This is a genomic window from Pseudoalteromonas sp. SG43-1, assembly GCF_014164415.1.
GTDB lineage: Bacteria > Pseudomonadota > Gammaproteobacteria > Enterobacterales > Alteromonadaceae > Pseudoalteromonas > Pseudoalteromonas distincta.
This window is the reverse complement of record NZ_JACJFD010000040.1, coordinates 1-21,021: the sequence shown is the minus strand read 5'-3', so window position 1 is coordinate 21,021 and position 21,021 is coordinate 1. Positions and strand designations below refer to the sequence as shown.

Genomic DNA, 21,021 nt, shown 5'->3' with positions numbered 1-21,021 from the left:
TAAATAAAATATTACGGCAATAACTTTAACGGTGCTTCTTGCAATGCTGCAAGTTGCTCTTTCAGTGCTAAAATTTGTTGCTCCCAGTATTTGTCATCAGCAAACCATGTAAAGTTCCGCACAAAAGCAGGATCACTCCATCGTTTAGCTACCCATCCCATATAATGAATAATACGCATTGCTCGCAGCGGTTCAATTAATTTGAGTTGAGAGTGATCAAAATCACAAAACTCTTCATACGCATTTACAAGGGTGTCTAACTGTAACAGTTGCGTCGCTCTATCGCCACTGAGCATCATCCATAAATCTTGGATTGCAGGACCTTGGCGGCTGTCATCTAAATCAACAAACATTAGCGCATCACCTGCCCATAAAATATTACCAACGTGGCAGTCACCATGTAAGCGAATACTTTGCACATCTTTATACTGTTTTTGCGCCTGCTCTATCACTAAATCTAAAATAGTATAAAAAGCAGTATTTATTCCCATGGGCACTAAGTTACTTTTTTGAAGATGAACTTTGGCTGTATGCAAATACTCCTCGCAGGTAACTGTTGGCCTATAAGTAAAAGGTTTTGTTTTAGCTACTTGGTGCATACGGCCAATCAATCGCCCCATTACATCAAGCTGATCTAAATTATCAACCTCAAATAAACGCCCGCCTACACTTGGAAACAACACAAACAAATACCCTTCGTGTTCAAACAAGCTTTGCCCATTATATAAAATAGGGGCAACAACGGGTACTTCTGCATCCGCTAGTTCAAATGCAAAGTCATGCTCTTCTTGAATTTGCTCTTTACTCCAGCGCTCTGGGCGATAAAACTTCACTACGTAACGCAGGCCATCATCCGCTTTAAATTGGTACACTCTGTTTTCATAGCTATTGAGCGCTAATAAACCAGATTCGGCGTACACACCTACGCTTTCTATTGCATCGAGTATTAGATCAGGTGTTAAGTCAATAAAACTAAATTTACTCATACTCTTCTTATATAAAATAAAAGCGGGTTATATACCCGCTTTTGTTAATTGCTATATCAACTTACCTAATTAAGGTAAGTTGCGATTATCGCGCTTTAAAAAAGTTACTCGACTGCGATATTGTCTCATCCGGCTCATCTACCGGAGAAAGCACAAAGTTAAACTCAGTCATCGGCGCCTTCAAATCATAAGGGTCCATTACAAGTGACAATGGTACGTTATGAGATTCCCCTGCCTGCACAGTAAATGACTGCTTACCAATATACTTAAAGTTATCTAACCCTTGTACTTTAATATTAAAGGTTTGCTCGTACTGCGCTTTATTAATTACCTTTAATGTATAGGTGTTCTCTACTAAACCATCAAAATCGACACGATATAATTGGTTTCGGTCACGAATAATATCAAAGTCCATTGTTTTACGCAGTGCTATATTAGCGACAAGCGCTCCCGTAAGCACAACAAGTATGACCGTGTAACCAATAATTTTAGCTCGCAGTGGATTCGTTTTATTTTCTGGGGTTTCGAGATTTCGCTCTGTCGTATATGAAATAAGCCCACGCGGGTATTCCATTTTATCCATTACGCCATCACACGCATCAATACATGCACCACAGTTGATACACTCAGCTTGTAGCCCATTTCTAATATCAATACCTGTTGGGCACACTTGAACGCACAAGTTACAGTCTATACAGTCGCCTAGTTCTAAATCTTTATGGTCTACTTTACGTGAACGAGGACCACGGCTTTCACCTCGGCTTTCGTCGTACGTTACGGTGTATGTGTCTTTATCAAACATAGCTGATTGAAAACGAGAGTAAGGACAGATGTGTAAACACATAATTTCTCGCATCCAACCGGCATTACCATAGGTACACGCAGCAAAGAAAATAATACTGACTAGTGCATAACCGCCTACATCAAACGTTACAAAGTCAGGGAGTAACTCCCTTATTGGCGTAAAGTAACCCACAAAAGAAATAGCGGTATACAACGAAAACAATACCCAACTAGTATGCTTTGCCGTCTTACGCCAAAACTTATCAAAATTCATGGGTCGTTGATCGAGCTTTTTACGTTGATTAGCCGTGCCTTCAAGCTTTTCTTCGAACCAAATAAAAATAAAAGTCCAAACAGTTTGCGGACATGTGTAGCCACACCACACCCGTCCATAGAAGGTGGTCACTAAAAACAACGCAAATGCTGCCAACATAAAGATAAACGCTAATATAGTAAAATCTTGAGGCCATAGCGTTAAACCAAAAATATTGTATTTTTGACCAATTAGATCAAACAGCACAGCTTGCTGGCCATTAAAATTAATCCAAGGTAGTAACATAAATGCAAGTAGGCCTAAGAAGCCAATGCGCTGTCTAAGTAATTGATGTAGGCCTTTTACAGCACGCACATAAATACGATTTCGGGGATTGAACCTATCATCTTGACGGCTTAAATCCGGTTTTTGGATTTTCACCTCTACAGGGATATTCTTTACTTTAATTTGCTTGTCCATCGAAGTTCCTCAACGCCGCTTGGAAATAAAAATCCAGCAATACTCAAGTACTCTATACTTAAAGTTAGCAAGTTACTTGCTAGGCATATTTACTTTAATAAATTGCCTTCTCGAATACTTTCAGATATTTCAGAAATATCTGACTGCTGTTAACCATTATAACAATGTTGGTTAAAATTACTGGCATAGATTGCTAATAATTTATTCATCCCAGTTACTTGCTTTTAAAATGCAGTTTATTACACTGCATGGTAATTCAACCCTACTTAGATCAAGGTTTACGTATCCATGAAAAAATTTATTATTTTGGTAGTTGTGATCCTTGCCTTTTTTACAATCGATCACCCACTTATAAAAGAACCTCGCGAAAGGTTACTAGGTGAAGGCATTGGCTTTTTAAGTGATGCAAGCAAGGTCAACAGAAGCCCCGCTGCAAATATGGCGAAAAATAGGATCAGCAGTCAACTTAAACTATCTGAATCTGAAGGTGAGTATGTAGAAAAAACGTTTACAACAGATGACTCTGTTCAGTTATTTCACCTACGCTATTGTCGTGAGCGTGACTTAAACCTTTATTTTTATGACGACCGTTTAAATACGGTATGTAAAATAGTGACTGAAGCATTAGAGCAAAAGCGAGCAAAGTAGTGGATTTTTCAGGATTAAATAAAAAAGCAAGCGACTCATTTCATAAGCAGCGCAATATGCTCAAGCAATTAGCGCAAGGCAAAACATTAAAGTGTGAGAAGTGTAATGGGGTTTTAACACTTGATTTAGCCACCAGTGAACCTGGTAAAGGCATAGTAAAGTGCAAACAAGGCTGTACGGATATTATATTAGAGCTAGGCACTTAGATTAAACTAAGCGCCTAGCTCTAATAATTACTCTTCCCAACTCTCGTCGGTTATCAAGCCACTATTAATTGCGACCACTTCAATTAGTTCAGCAAACCCTAATGCAAAGTCACCCATAGATTCATACTGATACTGACACAAAGCTTCTATTGTCATGTTATTTTGTTTGGCAATCTGAGCTATTGCTAGCTGGTCGAGTGCAAAAAAGCTTAGTGTGCTTAACGCACTTTCTAATGCTTGTTTAAAATCAACGTCTAATTGCGGTGCATTTAACAAAGGTTCTGCATAAGCTTTCGTTGCAACTAAGAAGCCTTTACTCCACGACTTACAAAATTCAGCATCAAATGTGTCTGGTAATTTATATCCAGTTTCGAACACCTGCTCACTAATTTTGTGATAAAGCGCCATAAACAAAAAAAGCATTTCTTCATCTAAATCATTAGCTGTGTTTGGCAATATCTGCTCAAGCCACTCATGTACATCTAATGGGTTAGGCGAACAAATTACACCAAATAAATAGCCTTGGCTTTGTACAAGGGTCATTGCTTGAGATTGGGTATTTAAAAATGAGCTAAGCTGCTTTGCGTGCAACTCAGTAAATTGGGGTATTTGCATTAAAACTCTTTATATTAAAACATTAAAAGTTGAGCGGGTAGCGACCTTGGTTATCTGGTCGGCCTAAAAACTTAACCGCATCATGTACATCTTTAGGTAAGCTGGCATCTGGTTTTACATAACCTGCCACTCTAAAGTCGAAATTAGCTTTAAGTGTAGCATCGGCCTCAAGGCCAAGCGTATTATCTGGGTCAATTAATATAGCAACATCACCCGACTTACAGCTTAACTTACCTGCTAGAGGTCCAATATTAAACCATCCATTTAAACCTTGAACATCAATATTAGGGCTCGCTATTTCACCTTTTAGTGAGTCACAATAAGGTGCGCCTGAGCTGTATTCATCAAGTTCTAATATCACACGCCCTTTAGCGGTAACAGGCAGAGGAAGTTGCACACGTTGCATTGCACGCTCTACAGTTGAGCGTACTAGGGCGTCAGTCACTATTACTTTTTTATTAAAAAAACCATAACTTACATCTGCGTAACCCGAAATATCACTGCGTTCTCGTGGATTACCAAATTTTATGTTCGCATTTAGTTTGCCTGTAAATAATTTCCAGCCTGCAATATCCCAGCGCACATTATTTAACTGTTCACCATCAAAACGAACTTGCATCATTTGACCATGCCAAACAGTGCCTACAGTTTGGCCTACTTCTAATTGCTTTGGAAAGTACGGTTTTGCTATATCTAGTGCAATATGTGCTGGTAATTTAATAATACAAAACACAATAAAACTAATTAAAAAGACAGCCGATAACGTTATTATTTTTTTCATTAATTAATTCTCTAATACTAAACGGCTTACGCGCACATAGCCTGATTTATCATCGCGACTTAAATCTAAATTTTCAATTTTTAAACCATGCTGATTTACTAGCTCATCTAGCCATTCTATTAACTGATTAAACTCTACTGAGTCAAGCGTCAAACGAAGTGAATCACTACTGGGCTGCATTTTACTAATATTGATTTTATAGCGTCCACGAGTAGAGTTTACCACTTGGCTTAAGTTTGTATTGCTAGCAACACTGGTGTTGCCTGCAGCCTTTAGCTTAACAATACTGTCATCAACCCAAGCTAATAGCTCTTGTTGTTTAATTTGAGATTGCTGTGCTTTTTCTATCGCGTTATTTAATGGCCTAAATATTCCCATTACTAAAACAAAAATAATAAACACGCCACCAGCGACCATTACCAATTGTTGTTCTTGCTCTTTAAGCGAACGCCACTGTTTCATTAACTGCTTTTTCATACTGCACCTCGCAGTTTAATTTCGCCTACGACATAATCACCGTCATTATTTAAAGACCCTTGCTCAACAGTTAAACCTTGCTTTTCAAGTATGATTTTTACTTTACCAAAAGTTTGGAAGTCTTTAGCCCGTGCACGAATGCGCAGCTCATTACGACGTTTGTCATAACGAAGTGTTTCAGGTGTAAATTCGCTGACTTGCGAAAATACATCAACCAAATTAGTCGTTAAATCTAAAAAGCCGGATTCACTTGAGCCTTGTATTTTATCTAACGCGCCTTTAATTTGGCTTTTAATTAGATTAGGGCGAACTTTAGTTCCCGGAAATGCTTTTTGATATCTGTCGACTACTTGAGCTTTAGCTAGTTCTACTTGTGTATTAAGTTGGTGTAACTCAATAGCTTTTATTGTAATTGTAGAAACCAATGCAACACTTGCTATAATTGCGGCGCCTTTCCAGTAACCCCACCACAAAGCGCTTTGTTTTTTAAGCTGATACATACCTTGGCGTAAGTTAAAATTAACGCTATCTAACTGTTTTGCAAATAATGCTAAAGGTAAGTCGTAATCGCTTGTTTGGGCTTGTAAGTTAACGCTTTCAGGAAACTGATTAGCAGGACTAAAATGTTTAATGTCGGGGTTACCCATGGCTGATAAATAGCCATTCAACCAACTAGATTCAACCGCACTAATATGCCATTGCCCTTGCTTAAACAACCATTGGTTGTTGAGCTCAATAGCAGTTACGGCACCATCATCTGCAAGCGGTAACAACAAAGCATCGGGTAATATTCTGTATACTGATAGATTATGCTCAGCAAATAATGCAAGCCATTGTTCAAACCATTCACGGTCTGTCATTGCTACACGAATTGCATGTTGCTCACCAAGCATTGTCGGCTGCGCTACTGCTATAAACAGTTCATCTACGTCACATGCTATATCTTCTTCAAGCATGTATGGCAATGCTTGCTCAAGCTTGCGATTCCATTTTGTTGGCAAAGCGACCGTTTTTAATTGCACTTGGTCACTGGGTAATAACACGACAACTTCTCGGGTAAGTGCTTTTTCGCTTAGCTCACTTAAATGCTCTGCATTTGGTAACTCGCCACTGGCTATTATTTCTTGTTCTTGTGGTGAGTAAATTAACCAGTTAAGTAATTCTTGTTCGGTTTGACCCGTGCGGATCAACAGTATTTCTGTCACTGTACGCCTCCAAATTTTCGCGCCAGTATCGTTACGTCGCCGTCTTTAGCGTGCAGTAATGTGGTCATCGAAAAACGCAGGTCGACAAAGTTTGCCTGCGTTTGTAATTTAAAATATTCGCTTTTAATACTAAATAGACTTTTTATTGAGTCAGTATTAGTACCGCCTTGCTGCTTCACCTGTTCAAAAAATTCATCAATGGTGTCAAAGCCAGTTTGCGGTCTTGCGCCTAACACCGCTTCTGCGCCAGATAAGCTTAAGCTTTCTATCAAGGCACTGAGTATGAGCGCTTGCTCTGGCAATAATGTATTTACGTTAATTGATAAAAGCGTACTGCCAGGTATTACGCATACATATGGCAATACTTTTTCCATCACTAATGGGTTAAAGCCCTTAACTAAACGCAGCTCCGATGTTGATGCAAATAAGCTATTGGCTGTCATATACGGAAAATTTCGCGATAAGTACTCGTCTTCTTCTGCGCCTGAGCGATACGTAATACTGTTCTCATCAAGCCAATCAAATACGCTATCTGCCATTGTCTCTTCTGATTCATCAGCAGGTAAATCTTCAATGTTTTCAAGTAATGCAAATAGTGCTTTATGTGCAGGGTTTGTTTTACTTGCGCTATTTTCTTCTGGCGCTATGGCTAAAGCATTTAAATTTAGACATGCTTGTAAATCAGTAATTTTGCCACTTAACGTGCCGTTATCAACAGGGTATGAAGCATCACCTTGAGTTGCCCACACTTGATCGAGTGTTGTTTTATCGGCATCATCTTTTTTACTTTGTATTAGCCCTTTAATAGCAAGCTCTTCTGCACCGTAGGCGTACCATTTAGCTTGTTGGTGACCTTGCAAGTTTGTACTTTTTTGCACTTGAACCATTAAATTAGCACTCATCTCTACTGCTAAAATAGCCGCTAATGCCACAATAAACAAAACAATAACAAGTGCTGCGCCGCGCGATGATTGCTGCTTAACCATTATTCACATCCGTACTTTGTGTAGCAACAACTTTGCCTTGCCCAGGAACTAAAAATACACGACGAATTGGCTCTGCTTCTATTTGTTGCAACGTAACAGCAACCGCTTTAGGGAGAGCTTTAATTTCCCACTGTTCTTGCCATTCGTTTTTATCATCCAAAAACTCAAACTTAAGTTCTTCAACATTTTCTAGTACACGTTGAACTCGCGGTTCCATATTATCAAGCTGATCAACATAAACCCGATAAACACGCTCAAGGTTATCGTCTATCACTCTATAACCAACGGCTTGTAGTTCTGAACGTGGCAATAAATTAATTGGATTTACCCAGCCATCTCGTACAAACGCAATACCATCGTATTGGCTTTCTAAAACGTAACGACCAGCAAGTAAATATTGTTCTTGAACATCACCCGACTCATTGCGAACTGAGCGTTTGGTCATTTGGCTAAAATCTTGATCCATTAATCTAAATGTTGTTTGCAATCCATTTAGCTCAGCAATCTTTTCATCGGAGGCATCTTTTGCTCTTGTTGTCGTCTCGAGTATTTGATGAGTAGCAATAATAACAAAAGCTAAAATACCCAGTGCAACCATAACTTCAAGTAATGTAAACCCGCGCTGCTTCACTTACTTTTTGCCTTTATTTAAATACGTTGATAACTCATATGCTGAATGCTCATATTTTTCATCCGTAAAAACATTTATGGTTAGTTTTACAAAGCTTTTGTCAGCAGTGGCTGTAACTTCTTGCTGCCAAAACCATTCAACACCGCCCATTACTTCGCTGCCTTTAAGGTTATTTTTACCTTGCCATTGTTCGCCTTTAGTACGCTGTTCAATAATAACGTTTTCGGCGACCCAAGATGCATAGGTTTGCTCTTCAATAGTCGTTAAGTGGTGTATATGCTCGCTTGTTGCTTGCATTGCAGCTATACCCGCCATGGCACAAATACTTAATGCCACTAACACCTCTAATAAGGTAAACCCTTTAGTGCGCTTCATTATTCTGGCTCTCGGCGAAAGTTTACTGGTGCAGTAAATTCACCTTCAATGTAATACACAGGCTCGCTTTGCTCTTTTAACTCTAATATAAGTTGAAACGCGCTTACCTCACCTGATGACAAAATAAGTACTTGTGGGATTTTTAACTTTTTAAGCTCAAGTAAACTGTCTTCATCGCCGCCACTCATAAGCTCGCGCCAGTTAGATTGCTCTAAGAGGTTATCTTGCGCCCACGCTAAATCTTCTAAGTTAAGAGTGAGCTTTAATCTTTCGTCTAATTCTATTGGTTTAAAAAGATCTTCACGGTCAAAAGTAATCCACTTTTCACCATCGAAAACTAAATACTCTAATGTATTTTCTTCTACTAATAAGCCCAATTCAACTTGGTTTAAAATAGCAAATTCCGATGCCATATTAATGGTGGTATGCAGCCTTAGTGCTTGAGTATCTAACTCCTCCTCAGCACCGCCTTCTAAGCTATATACAACCATTTTGGTGGCAAAAGCGATGATCACTAATACCACTAAAATTTCTATTAAACTAAAGCCTCTGCTTTTTGCATGGCGCTGCTTAAGGCTTGCTTTCATAGCAAGCCTCTAGCATTAACATGTTCATACAGAACGGTGTACTTAGGCATTATTGTTTTTCTTCGTCCCAGTTACCGATATCGTCATCAGTACCTGCTTCACCGTCTGGGCCCATAGAAAAAATATCAAACTTGCCAATTTCACCTGGGCTAATTAACTGATAAGTATTACCCCAAGGATCTTCTGGTAATTCATTAATAAAGCCACCATCAGGGAAACGTTTTGGAACCGGTTCAATGCTTGTTTGGGTAACTAGCGCTTCAAGACCTTGCTCTGTGCTTGGGTAGCTCTTATTTTTAAGCTTGTATAAGCTCATTGCATCTTCTAATTGCTGGATATCTAGATGTGCTTTATCAATAGCAGCCTCTTCTTGCTGACCCATAATGTTAGGTGCAACAATTGACATAATCATCCCGATGATAACCAGTACCACCATCACTTCTAGTAAAGAAAAACCTGATTGTTTATTCACGTAATTACCTCATTATTCTAAAAACATTTAAGTAAAAATGGTTTAGGTAAAACCATTAATATATTTAAAAATTTATTCTAACTTAAAGTCCAACAGCTTTATTCATCGCCATTATTGGCTGCAATATTGCCATTACTATAAATAATACAATAACCGCCATTGAGGCGATCATCGCAGGCTCTAGTAGTTTAAGCGATACATTAACCATGCTCTCAAATTCGCGATCTTGGTTATTTGCAGCACGCTCTAACATTTGCTCTAGTTCACCTGATTTTTCACCACTTGCTATCATATGCAGCATCATTGGTGGAAACAACTTAGTTTGCTGAAGTGCAGCTCTTAAGCTTGCACCCTCACTCACTCTGTCGGATGCATCTGCAACCGCTTTTTTAATTTTTTCGTTAATTAATACGCCACCCGAGATACGCATTCCTTCAAGTAATGGTACCGAGCTTGACGATAAAATACTTAAAGTACGCGCAAAACGTGCGGTGTTAATACCACGAGCCACTTTACCTATACCTGGCATATGTAGCACTCGGTCATCCCACCAAAAACGTATTTTAGGCTGCTTAAGTGCATGCTTAATACCAATGGCTATAGCTGTAATAGCTATTAAACTAATAAACCAATAATTTTGCACAAAATGGCTACCCGCCATAACCCATTCGGTTGTCCAAGGAAGTACTTGCTTCGTTTTTTCAAACGTTTTTAATATTTTTGGTACTACGGTGCCCAGTAATACCGACACAATACCAATTGCAAATACCACTAATATAATAGGGTAAACCATAGCCTGAGTTATTTGGCTACGCATATGTTGGCGCTGCTCGGTATAGTCGGCTAAACGATTAAGTACTTGGTCAAGGTGACCCGACTTTTCGCCTGCGGCTACCATTGCACGATATAAATCGTCAAAAACATGAGGAAACTCACTAAGACCATCGGCAAGGGTGTAACCTTCAACTACTTTTGAGCGTACCGACATAAGCATCCGCTTTAAACGCGGCTTTTCGCATTGCTCAGCAACCGCCATAACAGCGCCTTCAACAGGAAGTGCCGATTGAATAAGTGTTGCTAATTGCCTTGTAATTAATGCTAAGTCTGAGGTTGAAATTGTCGGCTTAAAAAAGCCACCGAGTAAAGGGGCTTTTTCGCCTTTGACCTGTTTATCACTTTGCGCCGCAGGAACAACTTCAAGCGGCGTTAGTTTTTGATCACGTAAAGTTTGGCGGATTTGTTTAGCTGTATCGGCTTCTAAAATGCCTTTTTTTTCTTTACCTCGACCATCTAAGGCACGATATTCAAACGCCGCCATAGTTAACCTTCCTCACGGGTAACACGCAATACTTCTTCAAGTGTTGTTTTGCCTGCCAGTACACGGCTACACCCATCTTGACGAATACTTGGGCTGCGCTTACGAATGTATTTTTCTACGCTTTGCTCGCCTTTACCGTTGTGAATCATTTCGCGTATGGTTTCATCAACCACAAGTAACTCATGAATACCTGTACGACCACGGTAACCATTAAAGTTACACTCCTCACACCCCACCGCTCGATAGATTGTCGGTTGGCTTTCAAAAGGAACCCCTAACAGCTGGCATTCATGCTCATCAGCCGTGTGACCCTCTTTACAGGTATTACATAACGTACGTACTAAGCGTTGCGACAATACACCGAGTAACGACGATGAAAGTAAGAAGGGTTCAACACCCATATCTTCCATACGTGTAATTGCACCCGATGCGGTATTTGTATGCAAAGTAGACATAACAAGGTGACCGGTAAGTGACGCTTGAACACCAATTTGCGCAGTTTCAAGGTCGCGTATTTCACCCACCATTACTACATCTGGATCTTGACGTAATATTGCACGTAAACCACGTGCAAATGTCATATCAACTTTTGCATTAACTTGTGTTTGCCCAATGCCTGGAATTTCGTACTCTATCGGGTCTTCAACGGTAAGAATATTACGATCGCGTGAGTTAATTTGGCTCATACCAGCGTATAAAGTGGTACTTTTGCCAGAGCCCGTTGGCCCTGTTACCAAAATAATGCCGTGGGGTTTACTAATTAAATCTGAAAACAAAGCGCGATTTTCTGCAGTCATACCTAAATCTTCAAGGTTTAAGCGCGCGTTGTTTTTGTCAAGTAAACGCAGTACTACGCGCTCACCAAAGCTCGATGGCATTGTAGATACACGCACATCAACTGCACGCCCTGCAATACGTAAGCTAATACGACCATCTTGTGGAATACGTTTTTCAGCTATATCAAGCTTAGCCATTACTTTAATTCGAGATACAAGTAACGATGCAAGTTTACGATTAGGCTTAAGTACTTCTTTAAGCACGCCATCGACCCTAAAGCGAATAACAAGCTCTTGCTCGAAGGTTTCGATATGAATATCAGAAGCCCCTTCTTTAATCGCTTCACTTAGCATGGCATTAATAAGCTTGATGATTGGCGCATCATCGTCACCAGCAAGTAAATCTTCAGTTTGCGGGAGCTCATCAGCAAGTGAGAATAAATCAACCTCGTTGCCAATATCTTCCATCATTTGTTGCGTTTCAGAGCTATCACGTTGGTATGACGCTTCAAGCAATAGCTCAAATTTATCATCATCCAATTGCTCAAGTGTAAAACCATGGCCTGCGATACGGCGTACTTCTAATAGTACTTCAACATCTAGCTCACCACGGTAGTAAACTATACGATGATCTTTGTTTTTACCAAGCAACACACCTGCGCGTCTTGCATAGGAAAACGGCAAACGCTTTGCTGGTAACTCAACTAACACATCACTCGTTAATAGCTCATCCTGATTATGCGTTTGAGGATGAACCACATCTTGGTTTATCTCTTGAATCGCATTAGTCATCTTTACGCTCTTGTGCATTTTGTTTACGTAGAGACTCTTCATACGTAGGTGGAAGTACTAGTTCGTCATTCCACTCAGGTAAAATAGGCGTATCAGTCATTGGCATTAACTCAATACCATCTTCTTTTTGTTTAAACTGCTCACCACGAATAAAGTTATATTTATTAAAGCTTAACTTATTCATGCTTACACCATCACGAATAATGGTTGGGCGAATAAATACAATAAGATTACGCTTACGGCGCGTTGTATTTGTTGATCTAAACAGGTGACCTAAAATAGGGATATCGCCTAATAACGGTACCTTAGAAACACTTTCTTGTACGTCTTCGTCAATTAAACCGCCAAGTACAACCATACCGCCATCATCGGCCATAACCGTTGTTTTAATTGCACGTTTATTAACTGAAATATCAACAGCAGTTGCACCACTTACACTCGATACTTCTTGCTCAATAGTAAGTTGTACTGCAGAGCCATCGTTAATCTGTGGCGTAACTATCAGTTTAATACCGACTTCTTGACGCTCAACTGTTTGAAATGGGTTAGCATTATTACTGCCCGTTTGTGAGCCTGTAATAATAGGCACTTCTTGACCGACTAAAATAGAGGCTTCTTCGTTATCCATTGTAGTAATAGAAGGGGTAGCCAATATATTTGAATTTGTATCAGTGGCAACAGCCTGAATAATTGCGCCCCAATCATTTTTAACAACGCCCAGCGCTAAACCATTAATGCCACTTAGCAATGAAGCAAGCGCATCATAATCACCCTCAGTCGTTTCGTCATAACTAGTAACGGTTCCAGTTTCTGTACCAATGATAGTTTTAGTTACGGTTGTATCTTGTGCTTGCTCTGCAGCAACAGCTAATGAACCCACGGGAACCGTAGTACCATTGTTAAATTGCAACATACCGCCCTGCTCAGAAATCCACTGCAGGCCTAAGTTAACCCCGTCGCCTTCCATTACTTCAATAATAATGGCTTCTACAAGTACTTGTGCACGGCGAATATCAAGACGTTCAATTACCGACTCAAGTGAGCGCATTGTGTCTGGCTGTGCGGTGATAATTAGTGAATTTGAATCTGGGTGAGCTTCTATACTGCTTTCGTTGTTACTTCTGCTACGAGTCTTAGTGGTACCGCCTTGTGCATCTTCAACAAGTGACTTACTTACGCCTTGCAGTACTTTTACTAAATCTTCAGCTTTAGCATAATTTAGGTAAAACACTTTGGTATTACCTTGGCTTTCTAATTCGCCATCTAAGCGCTTAATAAGCTCTATGGCACGTGTACGTGCTTGGCCTTCACCACTTACAATAACGCTATTAGTTCGGCCATCTGCGACTACTTTTGGAATTAAAAACTCAGGTACGCTGCCTTTGCCGCTGTCTTTATAAATATTGTCTACCACAGAGACAACATCATCTGCTGTTGCATATTTAAGCTTAACAATGTCTACACGCTTATCACCCGCCTGATCAACAGAGCGAATAATCTCAACTAAGCGATTAACCGATGCAGCATGCCCCGTTAACATCATTACGTTAGCCGCATTAAAGTTAGCAACATGGCCGCCATCTTTTTGATCGCTAAATTGACGAACTAAAGGGCCTAGTTCTTGTACGCTTACATTTTTGACACGTACAACACGTGTAATCATCATATCGCCGCTAGCTTCGTTACCTTCGGTAATAAGTGGCACATTTGATTTTTTGGCGTCTGAACTTTTTTCTACCTTAAGAATGCCATTGTCCATTTCAACAGCTGAGTAGCCATAAACTTCCAATACATTTAAGAAGAACTGGTAATAAAGCGCTTCGTCCATTAACTCATAACTGCGAACATTTACTTTGCCGCGCACGTTAGGGTCAATAATTACTGTTTTATTGAGATTTTTACCAACAATATTAATAAACTCGTTGATATCAGTGCCTTTAAAGTTAGCAGCATATTCAACAGCAGAAACAGACAAAGAAATACTTGCCGCCAAAAAAAGTGCCGCGTACTTAGCTAACCCTTTTTTAATTTTTTTGAGGTGTAGCACCTGAACCATTATATTAAAACTCCAAAGCTAAATTATTGCAGACTAAATTGCACATCAATTTGTTCACCATCACGTTCTATAGTGATATTGGCATCTGTACTATTACGCAGCTCGTTAATAGCTGACATAGCCTGTTTTAAATCTGTTAATTGATAGCCATTTATAGAAATAGCCAAATCGTTATTTTTTAATCCCATTTGCTTAAACAGTTCAGGTTCTTTACCTGGACTTAAGCGATATCCAATTAGTTCACCATCATTCATAGCCTGTGAAACACGTATATAGTCAAATAACTTGCCCGGTTCTTCGAGTAACTCTTCACGTGTTTCTATAATTGCTTCTTTAACGTCTGGGTCTGCAGTGGCGTCTATTTGTAATTCACTTGGCTCTAATTTTTGCGGACCCATTTCGGCATCGTCACGCGCAGCGAGTACAGGCATAGATACTTTTTTACTAAAATCGAGCCCATCAAGCATTAATGTTTCAAAACCTCCATTAATACCTAAAATAACACGATCAGGCAGTATCTGCGCTACTTCAGCGCGCGTGCCAAGTACAACTTCTTCAACAAGGTAGCTTACTTGCTTACCTTGTGATTCAATAATTGCTATGCCTGCTTGGTCATCATTATTAACAGCTACAATACCGGTTAAATTAATACTTAGGCGTGTTTCTGGCGCATTATTTATAACCTGCGATTGTTTTGCAGTATTATTGTTGTTTGTTACAGTTTTTTTACCAAATAAAAATTGCTCAATAATATGCTGCGCTGAGTTATTACTCGCACCAGATGGCTGATTAGCATAATGAGTAGGAGTAAGTAGAGTTACTGGTGGTTTCGGCCATAAAAGCCAGACAAGCTTTGATAATAAAAATGCAAGATAAACAACAACTAACAGTGTCACTAATGCACTTAATTTAGCATGCGGTAACCGCGTTAAAAATTGTTTTAGTTGTTGGATTTGCTGTTCCATAAATAGTGTTCTTATTTTAATTTACTGCGTTAGCGCGTACCCATAGTACCCTTTCATTTTTCTTTCAACAAGCACACTAATATTAAACTTTGTAAACAGATTAAATTAACTTTACATAGTAGTACAAAAAGTAAACGGCTGTTGTAATACCTTCATCCTACGATGATTTCATGATAAATTTTAAGCTATAAAACGTGGGGAAATGCCTTATGAGTAAAAAAAGTAACGCTAATACCAACTCAGACCATGCAGATGAGTTAAAAGTTCGATTAGATAAATGGTTATGGGCTGCACGATTTTATAAAACTCGTGCTGTTGCACGTGAAATGGTGCAAGGCGGCAAAGTACATTATAATGGCCAACGTACAAAAGCGAGCAAAATAGTAGATGTTGGTGCAAAAGTAAAACTTGCTCAGGGTGTAGATGAAAAACTGATAACTATACTCACAGTGCTTGAAAAACGTCAAAGCGCCCCCATTGCACAGACCATGTATCAAGAATCTGATGCAAGTATTGCTAAACGCGAAGAAAACAGCATCGCACGCAAAAATAACAGTTTTTTTGCTCCTCATCCGGATAAAAAACCAGATAAAAAGCAAAGACGCGAACTTTTAAAAATGAAATCAAGTTAGGTATAGCCACTCATGCAACAAGATTTACTTCACCGTTATTTATTCAACGAACTAGATGTTCGTGGCGAACTCGTACAAATCGAGAATGCTTATAATGAAATGATTGCCGACCACAATTACCCAGCCCCTGTTAAAGCATTACTAGGTGAGCTACTTGTTGCAACCTGTTTACTAACCGCAACTTTAAAGTTTGAAGGTGAAATTGCAGTACAGCTTCAAGGTGATGGCCCTGTCAAATATGCTGTTATAAATGGTGATGACAAACAAAACATGCGTGGTATTGCACGCCTACAAAGCGAAATTACGGGCACAACTGTAAAAGAGCTTATTGGCCAAGGCTATATGGTAATCACTATTACCCCTGAAAAAGGTGAACGCTACCAGGGTATAGTGCCGCTAGAGCATGATACTCTTAGTGAATGTATCGAAAGTTACTTTGAGCAATCTGAGCAGCTAAAAACACGTCTTTGGTTTGCAACCGACACAACTGAAGGTAGCGCAAAAGCATGTGGTCTATTTTTACAAGTACTCCCAGTTGATAAACAAAAATCAATTGAAGACTTTGCGCACTTAGAAGCATTAAGTAACACGATTAAAAATGAAGAGTTGTTACACTTAGATGCGAACACTGTTCTTACACGTCTTTATCACGAAGATAATCCTCGCGTATTTGAACCTCAAGCTATTAAATTCAAATGTGGTTGTAGTCGTGATAAAACAATTACTGCACTTGTTAATATTGGACAAGAAGAACTACTCAAAGATGTAGCTGAGAAAGGGACTGTTAACATTAACTGTCATTACTGTTTAAAAGAGTATGTTTTTAACGAACAAGACATAAAAAGCATTTTCAACTAAATGTTCAGCTTCATTTATATATAGTAATTAAAGCCGCAAAATATGCGGTTTTATATTATAAAAAGATGATACCGGTGTCATGAATTTTGTTAATTTACTGACACCGGTATCATTGAAATTATTCATGTTTTTTAGCAAATATATGTGTTTTTAGAGGCTTTACGGGCTCGAATATCTCAAAACCTTCTGTTACTATAATTTCAGTTTAAGGGCACTGATAACCCCAGAGCTATCCGTTCAAACTCTCACACATAGTTAGGTATAAACATGACTACAGGCGCTACACGTTTTGTCGATTTAACCGCAGCTGAACTTGTCGAGCATGCGATCCGCCGTGGCGAAGGTACTTTAGCCGCAAATGGTGCTTTTGTTGCAATTACAGGAAAACGAACTGGTCGTTCACCAAAAGATCGTTTTATTGTACAAGAAGCTACAACTCAAGATGACATTCAATGGGGCAATGTCAACCGCCCATTTGATGCAGACAAATTTGACGCTTTATGGGCTCGCGTAGAAGCACATGTTCAAAGTAATGACCACTTCACCTCTCACCTAGAAGTTGGCGCAGACCCTGAGCATTATCTACCTGTAGTCGTAACTACAGAAACAGCGTGGCACCATATTTTTGCCAAAAACATGTTTATCGAAGCGCAAAACTATAACGCTTCAAACTTACCGCAATGGCAAGTAATGAACGTTCCTTCGTTTGTATGCGAGCCGGAACGTGATGGCACAAATAGCGATGGCACCGTTATTATTAACTTTGCACAGCGTAAAGTATTACTAGCAGGTATGCGCTACGCCGGTGAAATGAAAAAATCGATGTTTTCTGTGCAAAACTTCCTACTACCAGCAAGAGGTGTATTACCAATGCACTGTTCTGCTAACGTTGGTGAAGCAGGTGATACAGCATTATTCTTCGGTTTATCTGGTACGGGCAAAACAACTCTTTCAGCAGATCCTACTCGCTTTTTAATTGGTGATGACGAACACGGTTGGGCACCTGGAAGCGTGTTTAATATTGAAGGCGGTTGCTATGCTAAATGTATCGACCTGTCACAAAAGAACGAACCTGTAATTTGGAATGCAATTCGCTTTGGTACTATTTTAGAGAATGTAGTGCTAGATGAAAAAGGCGTTCCAGATTTTAACGACACTAGCCTTACTCAAAATAGCCGTGCAGCATATCCACTTGAACATGTTGAAAAACGTAAAGTAGAAAACCGCGCAGGCGAACCAAAAGCTGTTGTATTTTTAACTTGTGATGTAAGCGGTGTATTACCACCGGTATCTGTTCTTAGCGAAGAAGCTGCTGCTTTTCACTTTTTAAGTGGATACACAGCTAAAGTTGGCTCAACTGAGATTGGCTCTACTAGCGATATTGAATCAACGTTTTCAACCTGCTTTGGTGCGCCATTCTTCCCACGTCCTGCAGGTGTTTACGCTGAGCTTCTTATGAAGCGCGTACGCGAGTTTGGCGCTAAAGTATACCTTGTGAATACAGGTTGGACTGGCGGTCCTTACGGCACAGGTAAGCGCTTTGATATTCCGACTACTCGCGCAGTAGTTGATGCAATCGTATCTGGTAAATTAGCCGGTGTTGAAACTCAGCACATTGATGTTTTAAACCTAGATGTACCGGTAGCAGTTCCAGGTGTAGATACTAACTTACTTAATCCTATAAATACGTGGGAAGATAAAGCTAAGTACAATGAATATGCAGCAAAACTTGCCGCTGACTTCACTGAAAACTTTGCTAAGTATGACGTATCAGACGATATAAAAAATGCAGGGCCTAAAGCTTAAATAAGCTTCAAGCTTGTATTTTAACGCCAGCCAAGGGCTGGCGTTTTACTTTCTAAATACCTAATTTAATAAGTGCGACAAAATGCCGCACAACTCATATCAAAAACCATATAATATACCGCGTAATTAATCATTCCTTAATGCCCAATAAACCTGCATTACTCATTACGGCTATTTAATTAATGACACTAAAGCTTTCATGGCGAAAAACATTCAGGCGGTTACATTTATACTTAGGCCTATCAGTAGGTGTTTTACTTACTATTATCACTCTTTCTGGCTCTATATTAGTTTACTATCCACAAATAGACTTACTGCTAAATCCAGCAAATGACGCTACTACAAACATAAAAACGCCTAATTGGGATCAAGCATATAATACGCTAAGAGCCAATTTCCCTTCAAAGCAAGGGCCATGGCGATTAGAAAACACAGGTATAAACTCAGTAATTCCCGCGCGATACTACAATCCAACAGAAACAAAAGAACAAGGCTTTGCCCCCTTAATGGTATGGCTATCTAGCAGTAGTGATAAAGTAATACGTAAAAACTATTGGGGAAAATACTTAGTAACTTGGATGTACAACTTACATTTTTCATTACTAACAGGAGCAACGGGCACTCTCGTCGTTGGCTATATAGGCATAGCCTCAATAGTTCTTCTTATCTCTGGATTCTTTGCTTGGTTTCCAAAGCCTGGGCAGTGGGTAAAGGCACTAAAATTTAAATCTCGTAGCTCTAAAATAGGTTTGCTATACGACTGGCATAAACTAATTGGTTTAACCTTCTGCATACCGCTACTAGCTTTAACTGTTACAGGTGTTATGCTCGCTATTCCAAAACAAACAGATCCTATATTAACCGCTCTAGTTAGCGATATAAACTCCCCACCAAAAACACAAATTCAACCGAGCAAACAAACCGATATTTCTTTATCAGAAGCGGTATTAATAGCTGAAAAAGCATTACCGAATGCGCGTTTAGCTTGGATCGAAACACCATCAGACTTAAATGCTATTTACAGATTAAGATTTCAAACTGTAAACGATCCTTCGTATCGCTTTCCACATAGCTATATAGAGGTTAATGCACTTACAGGAAAGTTAGAGAGCGTGTTTAATATAGATAAGCAAAGTACGGCTAGTAAAATAAAAAACTGGATACACCCTCTACATGACGGCAGCATTGGCGGTAACATTTTAAAAGTCATTTGGGTGTTAAGTGGCTTCGGATCTGCTGCATTGTTCATTATCGGCGTATATAGGTGGTTAGTTAGAACCAAGAGAATACAAAATAAACTTTAGCTGAAGGAGTACATGAATTGCTTTTCAGTAAGTCTTGTCGATAGTTTTCTAATATAAAGTATATGGCCTTCGTTAATCTTAGGATTAAAAATTAATAACGCTCAGTACATATGAAATTAAAGCAACCCCTAACCGCCTATCATGCTATAAAACAATTAATGAAGGGTAGTTTATACTGCAAGTTTAGATAGGCACTCCATGAACACTATTATTTAAAAACCACATGCCCATTAGATTTAAGTTCTATGCGTAAACCTCTGTATCAACCTCTGCCTAACTATTTTTATTCTCTTCAGTAACCTACCCAAAGCGTATATAAAAGCTTAAAGGTCATGTTCAATACTTATCACAAGACCAGATAATTAACGCTTTTATATTAGGTCAGATGTTAAACCAATTGGTATTATTTACCCACAGTACAAATGCTAGCACTCATTGTCGAACGGAGGTTTTTTATGCTTTTGACGTCGGGAGTCGCTACGCTCGCCCGACCTGCGTGATGATGTTGATATGAGTGTGTGTTAACTGCGCGTAGTTCACTTTTCTGCAGACGTAAAAAGGCCCAACTATTTCTAGTCGGGCTCTCTACAATTTGAAGCTTGGTGGTGTCGTAGTGCCCACAGCGGTAGAAAGTCACATAGCAAATGCTACACTATCGTTGGCCGGGGCTCGCCTTCGAGCTGTTTCGTTTCACTACTGAGTTCGGCATGGGTTCTTGGCTATTTATTAAATCCCAGATAGCAAAAAACCCGTCACATTGCTGTAACGGGTTTCTTTAATTTGAAGCCTGGTAATGTCGTAGTGCCCACAGCGGTAGAAAGTCACATAGCAAATACTACACTCTCTTTGTGTCGGGAGTCGCTACGCTCGACCTACCTACGTGATGGGGGGTGCTGTGAGTGTGTGTTAATTGCGCATATTTCACTTTTCTGCAGACGTAAAAAAGCCCGACTATTTCTAGTCGGGCTCTCTACAATTTGAAGCCTGGTAATGTCCTACTTTCACATAGCAAATGCTACACTATCATCG

The 21,021-nt window shown here is 39.5% G+C and carries 21 protein-coding genes; 6 read left to right on the top strand and 15 right to left on the bottom strand.

What is annotated here, in order from left to right; all coding sequences use genetic code 11:
* Nucleotides 1–11: 11 nt before the first annotated feature.
* Together H5159_RS19625 and ccoG are read right to left on the bottom strand one after the other, a co-directional pair.
* On the bottom strand, nucleotides 12–986 hold the full coding sequence (locus tag H5159_RS19625; RefSeq protein WP_024596396.1) for a serine/threonine protein kinase: 975 nt from the start codon (nucleotides 984–986) through the stop codon (nucleotides 12–14).
* 85 nt (nucleotides 987–1,071) lie between these two features.
* The gene (ccoG, locus tag H5159_RS19620; protein WP_002962052.1) at nucleotides 1,072–2,502 is read right to left on the bottom strand and encodes a cytochrome c oxidase accessory protein CcoG; all 1,431 of its coding nucleotides are present in this window, start codon (nucleotides 2,500–2,502) and stop codon (nucleotides 1,072–1,074) included.
* A 288-nt stretch (nucleotides 2,503–2,790) separates the two neighbouring features.
* Between ccoG and H5159_RS19615 the strand changes: the two genes are divergently transcribed.
* Together H5159_RS19615 and H5159_RS19610 are read left to right on the top strand one after the other, a co-directional pair.
* Complete coding sequence (locus tag H5159_RS19615; protein ID WP_002962051.1) at nucleotides 2,791–3,150, top strand: hypothetical protein; 360 nt, start codon at nucleotides 2,791–2,793, stop codon at nucleotides 3,148–3,150.
* Nucleotides 3,150–3,356: a hypothetical protein gene (locus H5159_RS19610; RefSeq protein WP_002962050.1), complete on the top strand. Its 207-nt coding sequence runs from the start codon at nucleotides 3,150–3,152 to the stop codon at nucleotides 3,354–3,356. Before H5159_RS19615 ends, H5159_RS19610 begins: the two co-directional genes overlap by 1 nt.
* A gap of 27 nt (nucleotides 3,357–3,383) precedes the next feature.
* Here H5159_RS19610 and H5159_RS19605 read toward each other — a convergent pair whose 3' ends face one another.
* The 13 genes from H5159_RS19605 to gspC form a co-directional block, all read right to left on the bottom strand.
* Entirely contained in the window at nucleotides 3,384–3,971 is a 588-nt protein-coding gene (locus tag H5159_RS19605) for a UPF0149 family protein (RefSeq protein WP_024596395.1), read from the bottom strand.
* A gap of 22 nt (nucleotides 3,972–3,993) precedes the next feature.
* A complete protein-coding gene (locus tag H5159_RS19600; RefSeq protein ID WP_182780883.1) occupies nucleotides 3,994–4,752 on the bottom strand; it encodes a type II secretion system protein N in 759 nt (252 codons plus the stop codon).
* Nucleotides 4,753–4,755: 3 nt separating this feature from the next.
* Nucleotides 4,756–5,229 carry a type II secretion system protein GspM gene (gene gspM, locus H5159_RS19595; RefSeq protein ID WP_024596393.1) on the bottom strand — a complete coding sequence of 158 codons (474 nt, stop codon included), beginning with the start codon at nucleotides 5,227–5,229 and terminating at the stop codon, nucleotides 4,756–4,758.
* Nucleotides 5,226–6,434 carry a type II secretion system protein GspL gene (gene gspL / locus H5159_RS19590; RefSeq protein WP_182780882.1) on the bottom strand — a complete coding sequence of 403 codons (1,209 nt, stop codon included), beginning with the start codon at nucleotides 6,432–6,434 and terminating at the stop codon, nucleotides 5,226–5,228. Before gspL ends, gspM begins: the two co-directional genes overlap by 4 nt.
* Nucleotides 6,431–7,420, bottom strand: a complete 990-nt coding sequence (gene gspK, locus H5159_RS19585) for a type II secretion system minor pseudopilin GspK (RefSeq protein ID WP_182780881.1) — start codon at nucleotides 7,418–7,420, stop codon at nucleotides 6,431–6,433. The genes gspL and gspK overlap by 4 nt, the downstream gene beginning before the upstream one ends.
* Nucleotides 7,413–8,051: a type II secretion system minor pseudopilin GspJ gene (gene gspJ, locus H5159_RS19580; protein WP_182197428.1), complete on the bottom strand. Its 639-nt coding sequence runs from the start codon at nucleotides 8,049–8,051 to the stop codon at nucleotides 7,413–7,415. Before gspJ ends, gspK begins: the two co-directional genes overlap by 8 nt.
* The gene (gene gspI / locus H5159_RS19575) at nucleotides 8,052–8,426 is read right to left on the bottom strand and encodes a type II secretion system minor pseudopilin GspI (RefSeq protein ID WP_002962039.1); all 375 of its coding nucleotides are present in this window, start codon (nucleotides 8,424–8,426) and stop codon (nucleotides 8,052–8,054) included.
* Nucleotides 8,426–9,013, bottom strand: a complete 588-nt coding sequence (locus H5159_RS19570) for a Tfp pilus assembly protein FimT/FimU (protein WP_039488557.1) — start codon at nucleotides 9,011–9,013, stop codon at nucleotides 8,426–8,428. Before H5159_RS19570 ends, gspI begins: the two co-directional genes overlap by 1 nt.
* Nucleotides 9,014–9,062: 49 nt before the next feature.
* A complete protein-coding gene (gene gspG, locus H5159_RS19565; RefSeq protein WP_002962036.1) occupies nucleotides 9,063–9,485 on the bottom strand; it encodes a type II secretion system major pseudopilin GspG in 423 nt (140 codons plus the stop codon).
* 82 nt (nucleotides 9,486–9,567) lie between these two features.
* Entirely contained in the window at nucleotides 9,568–10,803 is a 1,236-nt protein-coding gene (gene gspF / locus H5159_RS19560) for a type II secretion system inner membrane protein GspF (RefSeq protein WP_002962033.1), read from the bottom strand.
* A gap of 2 nt (nucleotides 10,804–10,805) precedes the next feature.
* Nucleotides 10,806–12,371 (bottom strand): type II secretion system ATPase GspE, encoded by a 1,566-nt coding sequence (gene gspE, locus H5159_RS19555; protein WP_002962032.1) that lies wholly within the window; start codon nucleotides 12,369–12,371, stop codon nucleotides 10,806–10,808.
* Nucleotides 12,364–14,427 (bottom strand): type II secretion system secretin GspD, encoded by a 2,064-nt coding sequence (gspD, locus tag H5159_RS19550; RefSeq protein WP_154904192.1) that lies wholly within the window; start codon nucleotides 14,425–14,427, stop codon nucleotides 12,364–12,366. Before gspD ends, gspE begins: the two co-directional genes overlap by 8 nt.
* Before the next feature lie 23 nt (nucleotides 14,428–14,450).
* Entirely contained in the window at nucleotides 14,451–15,392 is a 942-nt protein-coding gene (gene gspC / locus H5159_RS19545; protein WP_024598237.1) for a type II secretion system protein GspC, read from the bottom strand.
* A gap of 209 nt (nucleotides 15,393–15,601) precedes the next feature.
* Between gspC and hslR the strand changes: the two genes are divergently transcribed.
* The 4 genes from hslR (at nucleotide 15,602) to H5159_RS19525 (ending at nucleotide 19,992) form a co-directional block, all read left to right on the top strand.
* Nucleotides 15,602–16,024, top strand: coding sequence for a ribosome-associated heat shock protein Hsp15 (gene hslR / locus H5159_RS19540; protein ID WP_024598238.1), 423 nt, complete (start codon nucleotides 15,602–15,604; stop codon nucleotides 16,022–16,024).
* A 12-nt stretch (nucleotides 16,025–16,036) separates the two neighbouring features.
* Nucleotides 16,037–16,882 (top strand): Hsp33 family molecular chaperone HslO, encoded by an 846-nt coding sequence (gene hslO, locus H5159_RS19535; RefSeq protein ID WP_182780880.1) that lies wholly within the window; start codon nucleotides 16,037–16,039, stop codon nucleotides 16,880–16,882.
* A gap of 267 nt (nucleotides 16,883–17,149) precedes the next feature.
* Nucleotides 17,150–18,688: a phosphoenolpyruvate carboxykinase gene (locus H5159_RS19530; protein WP_182734812.1), complete on the top strand. Its 1,539-nt coding sequence runs from the start codon at nucleotides 17,150–17,152 to the stop codon at nucleotides 18,686–18,688.
* Between the two features lie 182 nt (nucleotides 18,689–18,870).
* Nucleotides 18,871–19,992: a PepSY domain-containing protein gene (locus tag H5159_RS19525; protein ID WP_182780879.1), complete on the top strand. Its 1,122-nt coding sequence runs from the start codon at nucleotides 18,871–18,873 to the stop codon at nucleotides 19,990–19,992.
* Nucleotides 19,993–21,021 lie beyond the last annotated feature (1,029 nt).